The following is a 15,390-nucleotide window of genomic DNA, read 5'->3' on the forward strand; positions in this document are numbered from 1 at the left end:
ACCACTATAATATGGAGGGAAATGATAAAAAATTGAGCAATTTTGAGTCACAGCTAGGTGAATTGTTTTGTGTCCAGTTTAAGGGGGCCTAGCCGTGAGCTATAATTTATCAGCGCTCACCATCATAATCATGCTAGAATAATAGAAGAGTTGTATGAGAAGGGGTTCTATCATGAGTTTACATCCATTTTTACATAGAAAACAGCATGAACTTGGGATCGCGTTGAATGACGTTCAACAAAAGGCCGTTCTGACAACAGAAGGGCCTTTACTTCTGTTAGCTTCACCTGGATCTGGTAAAACAACGACAATCATTATGCGCATCGGTTATTTAATCGAAGAAAAGGGAGTCGACCCAACAAGGATTAAAGCTGTAACCTTTAGCCGCGCATCAGCAGCTGATATGAAAGAGCGATACCAAGCCTTTTTTCCGAACTTAGATTCAGTGGATTTTTCAACCATTCATAGTTTGGCATTTCAAGTTGTGCGTGAGTATTTGCGTAAACAACGCGTTACTTATGAATTAATTGAAGGAGAAGTGGATAGACCGCAGTACCATAAGCGAATGGTGCTTCGTGATTTATACGCTCAGCTAAATGAAGAGTCTATTACAGATGATCAATTAGAGGAGTTGTCAACTTATATTAGTCTAGTGAAAAATAAGTTATTACCTGAAGAACAATGGCAAGAGGTTGAATGTGATGTGACGAATGCGTATGAAATTTTAAGACAATACGAATCGTTCAAACAACAGACTTCTTTTCATTTGTTAGTCGACTATGATGATATGTTAACGATCGCTCATGAAGCTTTCGAAAATGACTATGAACTTCTATCAAAGTATCAAAACCAATTTGACTATGTCCTAACTGATGAAAGTCAAGATACGTCGATGGTACAACACTCAATTATCGAAAAGTTAGTTAGCAACCATCAAAACTTGTGTGTCGTAGCTGACGATGACCAGTCGATTTATACGTGGCGTGCAGCTGAGCCAAAGTACTTATTAGATTTTCAGAAAGTATATCCAAATGCACAAATATTAAAGATGGAACAAAATTACCGTTCATCTCAAGAAATTGTACAAACAGCGAACCGGTTTATTAAACAGAATAAAAACCGTTATGACAAAAACATGTTTACAGAAAACTCAACCCATGAGCAAGTCCAGTTAAAGTCGTTTCATTCAGATCATGAGCAAATTGAGTACGTCATAGAGGAGTTAAAAAAGGCCAAAGGTTATCAAAATATTGCTCTGTTGTACCGTAATAATAGCTCATCAATTGTTCTTGCTGATGCATTAAATGAAGCGGGGATCCCTTTTTATATGAAAGATTCAGATCATCGTTTCTTCAATCACTGGGTTGTACAAGATATATTAAACTTTATGCGTTTAGCGTATGACCCGACTCGAATGGATATTTTTGAAAAAGTCTTTTCTAAGTTTCACGGCTATCTATCGAAGTATCAAGTTGATCAAGCGAGAAGAGGACCTAAAGATCGGTCCGTTTTTGATTTATTAATTTCTTATGGTCAGTTAAAGGACTTTCAAGTAAAGAAATTCAAATATTATCAGTCGATTTATCAAAAAATGCATGAGCATTCGTCTAAAGAAGTCATTCGTCAAATACGTAAAGAACTTGGCTATGAAAGAGTCATTAAAGATATGTGTAAACGTTTAGGGTTTAATGAAGAGGGGCTATTGGAAACGTTAAACTTACTCGAAGTCATTGCTGAAAAAGTAGACGATATGGTTAGTTTTGCGAAACGACTTCAGCATTTGGAGACGTTAATGAAACAATCAAAGTTTAATAAACACCAAAATGCGGTTACTTTATCGACATTTCATAGTGCAAAGGGACTTGAGTTTCCTGCTGTATTCATGGTCGATTTGATTCAAGGTGTCATTCCTGCCCGGTCAGATATTGAAGCTTACAAAGAAAGTGACAAAGAACCAATGGAGGAAGCTGTACGCCTTTTTTATGTTGGGATGACTAGGGCTGAGACAAGGTTAGAGTTATTAACCTATGGGAAGAAATTCAATGCTAAAGTTCAACCATCTAAGTTTTACTTTGATGTTGATCGTATAGTCAATCCATCTAAAAAGAAGCAAAAGCCTGAAGTGAAGAAAAAACAGCATAACCCTAACGCTATTCAATCAGAGGAAGAGATTTCAGTTGGTTTGAAAGTCAAGCACCGTGTGTTTGGTGAGGGTGAGGTTGTTGATCACATGAGTGATTACATTATGGTTCAGTTTGAAGGTGACATAAAAGAGTTAGCTTTAAAAACTTGTGTAGAGTTCGGGTTGATAGAAGTATTAGACCAAAGAGTATAAATATATAAAGTCACTGACTATGTTAGTGGCTTTTTTATTTATATTCAAACTAGAACTAAATACCTAATACTTTTAGACTGAATTGTTGTAATTTATCAAAAATTATCACAACAACTGTTGACTTTAGGTTTTTAGTCTTATAACATTTGGGTTGTTTCGACCACCATAAGAAAAAATATCCAAGAAAATAAGCTTTTATGGGCAAACTCATTGAAAAATGAGGACGCAAAACCACAGGTCTAAAGGCAAGAGGTTGCTACGATGGCTGGGTTGCACTTAGCAATAGTTAAGTATGCACTCCAAGTCTGTTTGATTTGGGGTGCTTTTATTATGTTTGAGAGGATGGTTTTTTGTGTTTAAGAAGGTAAAAGGGACTGCTAAAAAAGTTCTAATTGTTTTATTAATTATTTTATTAGTATTTAGCAGTTTCCCTGTATCGCCACTAACTACTGGCGGTAATCAAATTGTTCAAGGAGAAGAAGGTGATGTCTCTCCGGATTTAATGAATCCTAACTCGATTATGGATTTCGCACCGGAGACAGAACAGGATCCAATTCCTGCTCCAAGAGTTTCACAACACTCACAGCCTTCACTACCACCAGCGGCTCAAGGTAATATGGAGCCATTAGTTGCACCAAACCAAAGAGACAGTTCTAATGCAAATGAAAATGTATCAACACCAGAAAATGAAAACCCTGTTGATTTGGTCACAGGTACTGTAAAGCAATCATCTACAGATTTACAGCTTCCTGGTATTGGTCTTGATTACATGTTCGAGCGTACCTATCATGATGCTGCTGAAGATACTGGACATTTAGGTTATGGATGGACTGCTAACATAGAATCACAACTTCAAATTTTCGCAGAATATGATATGGCAGAGACACGAATTGATGGCAGTGTTCATTCATATGACTTTGTTGAAGAAGATGAAGATGCATACGTAACAAGTTATGATGGTGACGAATTAATCAACTATGAATTACATAAAGGTTATTTTGAAGAGTCTGAATCAGAATCTTCGTTAGAACGTATTAGTCAAACAGAATACGTTGTAACAAATCCTGATGACTCAAACATTACTTACAACGGTTATTATGCACCTTGGCGCGAGGACCAAGACCCTGCTGCAGGGAAAATGACGCGTTATGAAGACCGTTATGGTAATACATTTAACTACAGCTATGATAGTAATGGTAATATTGATGAAATTACAGATACAACCGGTAGGGTCATTTCTTTTGAGTGGCAAGGTAGTACTTTGAAATCAATTGAAGACCCTTTTGGTAGAGTTGTAGATTTTGGCTACGATAGCGAACAAAGGTTGGATGAAGTTAATCGAGCAGACGGAACTGCTATTTATTATTCTTATAACTCTAACAATCAAATTAGCTCGATTACAGAAGATGGCCGAACAATCGATTTATCATACAACTCAGATGGTAAAGTATCGACTGTAAGCATGTACGGTGAGGTCGTTTACCAAATTAGCTATAGTGGTAATCAAACGACTGTAGTAGATGCTGATAACAATACATGGATTTATGAACATAACGAAGAAAATGTCACAAAAGTCATAAATCCATTAGACGAAGTAACAGAATATCAATATGAAGATGGTAATTTAACACAGATTAAAAGTAATCAAGGAACTATTGAATATAAGTATGATGATGATGGAAATAGAGAAGAAGAAACAAATCTAGCTGGAGGAACAACGGTTTACGAATACCATGATGTATGGCAACAACCAGAAAGAATCGTTGACCCATTAGGTGGAGAAACAATCTTTGAGTATGACGATGATGGTAATTTAGAAAGAAGAATAGATGCGACAGGTGTTGAAGTTGAGTTCGATTACGATGATCAAGGTCAGCTAACGCACATTAAAGATGGTGATGGCAATGTCACTGAAATGGTTTATAACGATCAAGGCTTGGTTGAAAAAGTCATTGATCCTTATGAAGAAGTTGAGACGTATGTATATGATGACTTTGGAAGGTTAGAAGAAGAGCACTTGCCTAATGGTCAAACAATTAAGTATACGTATGACGATCGAGGCAACCTTTTAACGAGAGATGAAGGTGACGGTGTCAAAACGTCTTATGTATATGATAATGACGGTAAAATTGAACACATTTCAGACCCCATTGATCGTGAGACAACATTTTCTTATAACGGCAAGGGTCAAGTTGAATACATTACTGATTCATCGGGTAAAACAGCTTACACCTACGACAATTTAGGTAATGTTAAGACTGTTACTAATCCGAATGATGAAGTCACGTCATTTGAAAGAGATGATTTAGGGAGAGTGACGAAAGTTGAAAGGCCAAATGAGACAGCTGATTATGATTATGGTCCTTTTGGTGTGACAGAAGCTATCATTAAGTCAGGCACAACTGAGAAGGAATTTTATTATGATTATGATAACCGAGGCAACTTAAAAGAAGTCAAAGATCAACATGGTCGTACGATGTCCTTTGATTATGACAATGAAGGAAATCGAACTGAGGCAATTGACCCAATTGGAAGGGTCAATGAATGGACTTATGATGATGCAGGTAGACAAGACACGTGGACTGACCACGATGGTAATGTAACAGATTATATTTACAACCATTTAGGTGAGTTAGAAGTAGTTAAACACCCAAATGGTACGACTACCACTTACGAATATGATAATAATCAAAGACTAGTTAAGAAAACTTTAGCTGATGGCTCAATTGAGCGATATGGTTACGATGAAGTTGGGCTACTAACATCGAAAACTAACGGTGAAGATGAAACAACTTCGTATCAGTATGATCATCAAGGAAGAATGGTTAAGTTAACCGACCCATTAGGAGATGTGTTTGAGTATGATTATGATGATGCAGGTAGGTTAATCGAAGAGCTTAACCCTAAAGGTGAAACAACAGTCTACCACTATGATGATTTAAATCGTATTGAAGAACGAATAGGGACTGATAATAGGTCAGTAGAGTTCGAATATGATTCATTTAATAGATTAACAGATTTTACTGATGAGGCAGCGCTTACACATCAATGGAGTTATGATGAAGAAACAAATGAAGTCATTTACCGTGCTCCAGATGATCAAGAGACACTTTATCAATATGATGAAGATAACCAGTTAACATCGATTGTTGATCCTAAAGGCTATGAGACAACGTTTGAATATGATGAACGAGGTCGTTTAGTTGAAAGAACTAATGAACTAGGTGAATCAGCGACATGGTCATATAATAATTTAGATCAACTTGAAGAGGAGACAGATCTAGCAGGGAACACGACTGTTTATACGTATGATCAGTTAGGTCGAATGGATACAGTAACAAACGAATTAGGTTTAACGACAGATTATAGTTATAACGAGTATGGACAATTAGCTGAAATTGAAGATGCTCGAGGGGCTATTACTTCTTTTGGTTATGACGCGATGGGAAGAGAATCGTCAATTGTTGATGCTAAAGGTCATGAAACGACTCGACAATATGATGGTGTAGGTCGCATTAAGCAAGAGACAGATCCATTAGGTCATGTGACGAAATATGACTATCACCATAGTGGACAAGTGAGTCAAATTGTCGATCCAAATAATGGTGAATGGTCCTTTAAGTATGATGAGCTTGGTCGCTTAGTAGAAGAGGTCGATGCTAATGGAGAACGTACTCAGTATGCTTATGATGCTGCTGGACGTTTAACATATGAGAAGGACCCTGAAGGTAATGAGCGTAGCTGGGAGTACAATAATCTTAACCTAGTTGAGAAGGTAATTGACCCAGCAGGCAATGAAACGAATTACGATTACTCGGATACAGGTCTTTTAGAAGTCATAACAGACCCATTAGGTCATGAAACAAAGTATGATTACGATACTTTAGGTCGACCTAATGTAGTTGAGAGTCCAAATGGAGCTACGACTGAGTATGAATATGATGCATTAAACCGAATTGTTGAGGTGAAGGACCCGAATGGAGAAGTAGAGTCATTTGAATACGATGAACTTGGTAATATCACGCGCTATGAAGATGTTCTAGGAAATGAGGCCTTATATAGTTATGACCCATTAGGACGTACGACTAGTGAAACAGACTTCAGAGGTTATACAACTACTTTAGAGTATGATGATGAGAACGGCATAAACACCGTTACAGATCCAATGGGTAACACTGAAACAATTAAATATGATGTGTTAGGTCATGTTGATGAGGTGACGGATGCACGTGGTTATACGACATCTTTTGATTATGATGCCAATGGGCGAATGGTACAAGAAGTTGACCCATTAGGAAACGAATACAAATATAATTATGACGCCTTAAATAACTTAACAGCTTTCATCGATGCAAACGGTAACGAGAGTGAGTTTAAGTATGATGCTGTTGGTAATTTAGTAGAAGAAATCGATTCGTTAGGCCATGTAACATCATATCAATACGATGAAAATAACCGAATTCAATCGATTGTCGATGCACGAGAAGGAGAAACTCAATTTACTTACGATGAACTCGGTAATGTTTTAAGTGAAGAAGGTCCTGAAGGGGGTAAATGGCAATACGCATATGATGAATTAAGTCGTATGACAACTGTGACGAACCCATTAGGTCACGAGCGAAAAATGGAGTATGATTCAGTCGGCAATGTCGTTAAAGAAATCGATGAACTAAACTATGTTACAACATTTGATTACGATTTATTAGGAAACATGACAGAACAGACTGATGAGGATGGCGCTACTTGGGAGTATGAATATAACCCACAAGGTTGGGTGACAAGTATTGAAGACCCATTAGAAGGGACATATTCTTACACTTATGATGAAAATGGAAACTTAATCAAAGAAACAGACCCACTAGATCATGAACAACAATATGTATACAATGCTAACAACCAGTTAGAAAGACATATTGATCCTGAAGGGTATGAATTAGTCTTTGATTATGATGCAGTTGGTAATTTAGTTGAAGAGGCTAATGCTTTAGGTGAAACAACAACGTATGAATATGATGCATTATCACGACTCGTACAAGAGCAGGTGCCAAGTGGTTCTGAATGGGAATATGAATATGACCCAGTCGGTAACCTTGTTAGTGAAACAGATCCACTAGGTCATACAACTGATTTTCAATACAATGACATGAATCAATTAGTTGAAGTCACTGATGCTTTAGATGGCGTGACACAGTACAACTATGATGAGACTGGTAATTTAATTGAGCAAATTGATGCCAATGAGAACACTCGTCAATGGGAGTACGACTTAAACCATCGTGTCACTAAAGAAATAGATGGATTAGGCAATGCTCATGAGTATGAGTATGATGAAGTGGGTCAATTATCTAAAGAAGTTAACCGTAATGACCAAGAGATTGAATATTCGTATACGGAAAGAGGACAAGTTGAACAAATTGATTTAGACGGCGATAAACAAAATTACGAGTATGATTATGCTGGAAGGTTAACTGCAATGAGTTCACCTGATTCAGAAGATATTTTTGAATATGACGAATTAGGGCGTATAACTCATCAACAAAATGAAACAGTGGAGAAGACACTAGACTTCACATATGATGCTGTTGGTAATGTGCTTGAAATGACTAACAGTGAAGATCGTACGATTAGTTATGAATATGATTCAAGAAACTTAATGACAAGTATGACGGATCCAGATGAGCATAGAAATACATTTGAATACGATGCTCTTGGACGTTTAGAACAGCAAAACTTAGCAAACGGGAATACGATTAACCAAAGCTATACAGAAGATGGTTATCTAGAAACTGTTGAGAATTTAATGGAAGATGCTGTTATTTCATCATTTACTTATGAGTATGATGATGCTGGTAAAAGAACGAAACAAATAGAGGAAGACGGTGCAGTTACATCATATGAGTACGATGAGTTAAACCGTCTGACGGATGTTCATTACCCTGTTGAGAAGTTAAAGAACTTAACAACAGAACCTTATTTTCCTGAGCAAAGAAAGCATAACCGAAATGAAGAAGATGAGGATGAACAACAATCAGATGATAATCAGTCAACTGAGAGAGAGACAGATTTATATAATGATGAATCAGTGCAGTCAGAATCCGATGAAGAAGTAAGTTCATCGTCAGAATCTCGAGTAGATTTAACTAACAATGAAGACGACTACTCTTCAAGCGAAGCTGACACTAATGGTGACACAGTAGTTCAAACTGAAGACGAACAGGTGAACTTCTTTAGCACACCTTTAGATGATTTTCATACTAATGAATTTAGCTCATTTATAAATGACTTTTATGAGATTGATGAACCATCTAATGAACAAACGAATGACCAATCAGAAGAACAAGACCAAAGCGAACCACAAAATCAAGCTGATGAGTTAGCGTCAGAAGATGAAGAATCACAAGGTGTATTTAGTCGATCGGTTCAAGCTATATCGAACTTCTTCAAAGGAATTGGAAACACTGTTCAAGATGTGTTCAATTGGTTCTTTAATTTATTTACTATTCAATTAGTAGAAGCAACAGAAGAAGAAACAGTCGAGACATTTAATGAGCCAAATTACCATAGAGCACCTGCAGAGCATGTCAGCTATACTTATGATTCTGTTGGAAACAGGATAACAGAAGAAGTTGACGGTGAATTAACAGAGTATGAGTATAATGACAATAACCAATTAACGCAAGCAGGCGAATACAACTTTGAATATGATGATAATGGTAATATGATTCGTGAGGAAGGACCTGATGAGGAGAGAGATTACACGTATGATGCCGCTAATCGTCTACGTGCAGTTATGTTCGACGATGAAAGCTATGTCAGTTACGGCTATGATGCGTTAGATCGTAAAGTAACGCGAGAAAGTGGCATGTGGCGTTCACTAGAGCCAACGCATAACGATACTTTACCTGCACCAAATCAAGGTCACGATCCATTTACGAATCATCCAGGTCAAGGAAATGGACCGAACTTTGATGGTCACCCTGGACAAGGTAAAGGCCCTAACTTTGACGAACATCCAGGGCGAGGCAACGCTTGGGGACTTCATAAACGTGGAGAAGGTAAACAGAAGAAAGAAGTCGTCGAAAGCCATTACTTCTATGAAGGTACATCACACGTCGTTCATAAGGAGTATAGCCCATCCGGCTCACCTTATGCGGAATATTACACAGGACCTAATAATCGAGTTGTCTCACAGAAAATGTTTGGGTATCATGGAAGAAGCATCCCAGGACATGACCCAAGCTTAAAGACAACAGGCGGAATGCTGTATCACCAATACGATGGCATGTCATCAGTCAGCGAACTCACAGACCGCCACGGTGACATCATTGAACGCTATCGTTACGATGCATTTGGTGGTGTTGTGACCGGATTAACTGCACCGTACAATACGAATAGTTATACGGGCCATCACTACGACCAAGATGCAGGTCTTATCGATATGCAGGCCAGATTCTATGATGCGAAGATCGGACGCTTCCTCCAAGAGGATACGTATCCCGGCACATTAGACAACCCGCTATCCCAAAACCGTTATGCGTACGTGATGAACGACCCTATGAACTACTGGGATCCGACAGGAAGAGTGCCGGAAGAAGTCTTAAACAAAAGGAACTTCAATGATCAGGTTGAGAATAATGGTTATATGGAGCAATGGCGTTATGAATTTGAAAGTCATACGTCTACAACTTGGACGGAAAACTATCATGAAGAAGTAAAGAGAACTGAAAAAGTCATTAATTGGGATGAGGTTGTTTATGACCAATGGTTCTATACAGCTATTCTTGTAGGCCGATTTGATGAAGAAGGTACAGGCGAATATATAGGATCTGAGTTCCCTGAAGTATTTGACCAGATTAGTCGAACAGAACTCACAAGTACCATAACAGCTGAGGAATTGATGGAGGAAAATTTAGAAGAACTATTAAGCTATGGCTGGTTACCTGATGATGTGGAGGTTGTATCCTTTGCAATTGAATCAAACACAGACGCTTTGACTGAGGAATTCCTCCAACACGAGGCTATTGACTACCAAAATATTGTTCAACAATTCATCTATAATGTCAAACGGCAAAGGGCAAATCTTGGTTATCTCGTTAATAGGTCGAATATAAATAAATATTTTAAAGACTATTTTTCAACATCGGTAAATTCAGAAACTTATACTGAGCCTGTATTATTTATTCATGGATGGACTGGGAGTTCAAATGTTTGGTCAAACAACCATGAAGGTAGGGGTTCTGTAATACAGAGGTTTGAGGATGAAGGTGTCGGGTACGATGCTGGAACAATTTATGCAAGAAATATTAATGATGATATGGCACTTACTTATGATTCACCTGAGGAAGGTGTAGGTAGCCCCTTGATTTCATTAGAGTTTAGCCCTGATTCAGAGAGTGTATCAACGCAAGAGTCTGCTCTAGAGTCTGCAGTAGATATTGTTCTTTCAGAGTACAATGCTGATTCTATTTCGTTAGTTGGGCATAGTATGGGTGGATTAACATCGATAGAATATACACAGAATACTAACACTAATATAGATAACCTAATTACTATAAATACACCTATTAAAGGAAACGTTATTGCTTATGGGGCAATGGTAGACCCTACTGATTACGGAACCCCTGGAATTGAAGATCTAAAGCCAAATTCAGATGTCATTCAAAGAGTGGGCGATAATTTTCCAACTGATACTAGTGTTTTTTCTGTTGCGACGATACAAACCCATGAATATTGTATGGATATTAAATTTATATCTCGATGTCAAGATATAATTATAAATTCTGATGGAATAGTAAGTAAAGATAGCCAATTAGGATTAAGTGAAGTATTGCCTTCTAATCAATTTGATTACAGTGTAGTAGAGTATGAAGGTATTGGTAACAAACACAGTATATCAGTAAATCATAATCAAACTATTGATTTTATTTTAGATAGTTTATGGGAATAACAAGGAGGGTGCACAATTAATTATAAAGTAATTATAATGATTTTGATAACTACACTCTTTATTGGTTATATAGCCTGGCTTATAAATCAGGACCAAGGTAAGGAGGTACTTAAGTTTCAGTATTCTTCAAAAGATGGGGAGCATCTCCTTCAACCCTCCTTTAATGGTGAATATTTTGTAACTTCTGAACAAAAACAGAATGGATTATACAACATATTAGTTAGGAAAACATCTAGTAATGAACAAGTAGGAGAGTTTGAGGTGGCTTCACATAATTTCGTAGGTGAAGTCATATGGTTTCAGGATAACAACCGTTTTCTTTACCGAAGTTCTGAAGCTTTGTACACGTATGATTTGAAAAATAATAAGATAGATGAACTCCAGGGTGTGGGAGGAGGATCTACACAGATAAGTCCTAATGAGGATATTATTACTGTTGTTGATAGAAATGAGTTGCTTGTTTTCAGTCTTGATTCAGGTGAGATAAACGAACGCATTAGATTCCCTGAGTACCAGAAACCTAAATCAATAGTTTCATGGGATGAAAGTGGCTTTCCTTTACTTATAGCTAGTTATCAAGAGGGGGCAGGGTTTTCCTTATTCAAAATGCGTAATAACAGAAGTGTGAATAATTTAGACATAACAATCTCCTCAGATTGGAATTCACCAAATCCCTGGTACGAGCAAGTCGATAATTACGTTTATATGAAGGATAATAATACTCTGCTTTACTTTGATTTAGAGAAGGAGAATTTTTATGAAGTTGGTGATTTCAATCAAATTATGACAGTTAGTCCGGGCCGTACCAAAGTAGGGGGGTATTCTAATGGCCCTGTTGTTCATAATTTAGATCCAATTGAAAAAAGGCTTTATGAGTCTTCTCATTCAGAAGCTGACCCCTACTTGTGGAAGTGGTTGGATGATGATAGTTTTGTGATTGTTGAACGTCAACTATACCTATCTGGCTTTATGGGTGATCGAAGTTTATTAGAGGTTCATAATGTGAGTGAAGGGAGCAGCATTATATCTATGGAAATACCACGTCCATTATTTAATAATGTGTATTGGGCAGAAGAAGCTAGACAAATTTTTGTTCAATCAGCAGAAAATGAAATTCTTGTTTATGATGTAGTTCAATAATTACCTATTAAGATCAGGTGAAAGATATAAAAAATTTTTCGATGGTAATATAGCAAATCTGGAAAATAGACTTAGTTGCATAATCCTAATTATGTAAATGATAGAATTAATCAGATTTTAAGTCCACCAAGCTTTGATATAAATAATAGAGATTTCTGTCGAGCATGTTAACTCGTTTAATTAATAGAATTTGGAGAGGGAAGATGCTGGTGTTAGCAATACTGAAAGAGAGTCGTTATGTATTAATTTCTATACTAGTAGGTACATTACCTTATATCATTATAAAAAGTTTAGTCGCGATTAAATTTGAAGTAAGTGATCCCTATGCCTACGTAATTAACTCTATATTTTTTGGATCGATTATTATACAGATTGTCTTACTTTTACTAGGTTATAAAAATAATTCCCACTGGATATTTTTAGCTCTTGGTACATTACTTGCTTTATTTAATATATTTATTATAGTTTCCATAGCCTCTTGGGGTTTTTGGTGAAATAAATATTTATTGACCTTGATTGGCTATAATGCCTTTCAAGGTTTCTTTTTGTGGAGGTTCTTTGTTCCCACTGAAAAAATCATGGTGGAGGAATTCGCTCGAGACTTGTCGAATTGAGTTATTACAAGGTGCAGGTCCTATTAACATGCAGTCGAGGTTTTATGATGCGACGATCGGAGGATTCCTCTAAAAGGATACGTACCCAAGCACCTCTAGTACATGAGCTGAAATTCATCGAGAAATAAGTGTAACAAATGATGTTGAGCAAAAAGAATTGGTGTAAATAATTTCTAAAGTAAGGAGGGCTTACTATTAATAAACCCGTGATAATAATCTTGGTAGTGATTGCCTTATTTTTGATAACAATAAATTTGCCTATCACCAATAAAACAGATGATAATAGTGAATTTAAACACAAAGAGGGCATAAACCTCAACTCTTTAATAATCGGGGGATCTACGTTAATACTAGGTCTTAATATTGAGTCGTTTGAACGAGAGTTTTTTATAGAGACAAGAGGGTATCCAACAAGTTCTCAAATTAACCATGAAAGACGTTCCCTTATTAGTAATTACGGTTTAGATGCAAAGTTTCATGGTGATGCTCACTTCATTGGTTTTATCGAGGTTAATGAGCAGGGTGAAGATTCTATATACAGGATTTCGAGAGAGTTTGATTTCGCTCCAGGAGACCACTTTTATTCATACGGTGATTTAATCTTAACCATACCGAGCTCTCAAGATAAAGTGGGAATATATAATCTAGAAACCAATAACTTTATTGACACATTGCATTTAGAAGAACGCTGTCATCATTTGAATATAACGGGAAAAGACGAGATCGCTTATATAGCATGTGGGAAGTTCAATCCAGATGATCGAGATATAATTGATACAACTATTTATAAAATGGATCTAGAAAAGATGGCGTTCGAAGAACAAATTCAAATGGATAATATCATTGTGTCTGATCTTGCGTATTCTGAAAATCATGGATTACTTGTAGCGATGGAGCAATATGATACGTATACACTAGCTAGAGTAGACGACCAAATGTATATTCTAAAGCGTATCGATAGAGTGGATGAAGCACGGTTGAAAACAATCACAGTACATCAAAATCACGTTTATCTCCTGAAAAACAAGTTAAATAATAATATCGATTATGTAGGATTGTATGATATTAAACATGATGATTATCAAGTTACAAATCTATCAGAAGGAGAAAATGCATTAGATTTACTAGCTAATCAAGATGACATATATGTTCTTGTCTTCAATCGCGATAATATGCAGAGATATTTATTAATGTTTAATAAACATTTACAACATACGAATACTCATGACTTAACAAATATAGTGCCTGATTTAATGTCTTATAGAGGGCTAATTTATTTACCGAAATAGAAAATGGTATAACTTCAAAAGGTCTGCCGAGGTTTAATCCTTGTAACCTATCTATAATATAATAAGCTTGGATTGGTTTCATGCTTTTTGTGAAACACAATAAGATCATTTTGCTTTCAATTTTATTTGGTGTATTACCCTTCTTGACCCTTAGGTTATTAGTCAGATTTAATTATCAATTACCTGTTCCAACCTTCATTGACATCTTGTTAGATACTTTAGTGTGGGTATCAGTTCCTTTGCACAATTTTACTTATTTTAGGTTTTAGACGTAGGTCAAATAAAGTATTGTTATTTATAGCTTTATTGTTATTTCTATTTAACATGCTTATAATTTTATCGCTTATGTCTTTAGGTTTTTATTAATAGATCTTTATATTTCATTTAGCACATATAATTTTATTGATTAAAGCAATAAAATATCGTAATAACTTAATATTATTAGGTTTTAACACTATTGTTAGTATATTAAACCTCCCTTGTTTAGTAGTCATATTAGTATTAATTTCTATAGGTATTAGTAATTAATGACCAAGATAGAAATAGCAGGCTTGCAGATCATATCATACCGGGTTGGTGTTTCCAAAATCGTTAGTAAAGGCGGTAACTCATTATGATAAAAGAAAAGGTTTTAAATCGCAGTTGCCTCTACGCAAGCTGCTCATTATTATTATCAATTCTATCAATTTACTTTTGGTATAAATCAATGATACTAACAACTGAGCCCTTTTACAGGCCGGTTGAGCTAAGTGTAATATTATATATTGTTCACATATTTTGTTTAGTTAAAGCGGTGAAATCAAAAGAAAATATCCTATTATTAATTATTAGTTTTGTGATAAGTATATATAATTTGTTATTGGTTTTAATTATCATCTATCTTTTTTTAATAGGTTTAAAATATTGAAAGTAGTGAGATACCTTGTTTGGCTATATGCCATTCAAGGTTCTTTTTTGTAGAACCCCTGCCGAACAGTTGAACTTCCTCATCTCAATAAACTATAACTCTAATAACAAATCTTCTTAACCAACCTAACAAAGATACAATAAAAATAAGAAAAATTT

At 36.1% G+C, this 15,390-nt stretch carries 4 protein-coding genes and 1 riboswitch; all 4 genes read left to right on the top strand.

Going from position 1 to position 15,390, the window contains the following annotated elements; genetic code table 11:
- The first annotated feature begins 172 nt into the window (after positions 1-172).
- On the top strand, positions 173-2,335 hold the full coding sequence (locus tag J2R98_RS09125) for an ATP-dependent helicase (RefSeq protein WP_307068244.1): 2,163 nt from the start codon (positions 173-175) through the stop codon (positions 2,333-2,335).
- A 190-nt stretch (positions 2,336-2,525) separates the two neighbouring features.
- Positions 2,526-2,613, top strand: a riboswitch (cyclic di-GMP riboswitch).
- Between the two features lie 74 nt (positions 2,614-2,687).
- Positions 2,688-11,282, top strand: coding sequence for an alpha/beta fold hydrolase (locus tag J2R98_RS09130; RefSeq protein WP_307068246.1), 8,595 nt, complete (start codon positions 2,688-2,690; stop codon positions 11,280-11,282).
- A 261-nt stretch (positions 11,283-11,543) separates the two neighbouring features.
- The gene (locus J2R98_RS09135) at positions 11,544-12,422 is read left to right on the top strand and encodes a hypothetical protein (protein WP_307068247.1); all 879 of its coding nucleotides are present in this window, start codon (positions 11,544-11,546) and stop codon (positions 12,420-12,422) included.
- An 853-nt stretch (positions 12,423-13,275) separates the two neighbouring features.
- Positions 13,276-14,325, top strand: a complete 1,050-nt coding sequence (locus tag J2R98_RS09140; protein WP_307068249.1) for a YncE family protein — start codon at positions 13,276-13,278, stop codon at positions 14,323-14,325.
- Positions 14,326-15,390: the final 1,065 nt, after the last annotated feature.

This window comes from Alkalibacillus filiformis (assembly GCF_030814115.1).
Lineage (GTDB): Bacteria > Bacillota > Bacilli > Bacillales > Alkalibacillaceae > Alkalibacillus > Alkalibacillus filiformis.

Excerpts from the sequence above, each read along its gene's own strand:
- J2R98_RS09125 (WP_307068244.1), top strand. The coding sequence starts at position 173 with ATGAGTTTACATCCATTTTTACATAGAAAACAGCATGAACTTGGGATC.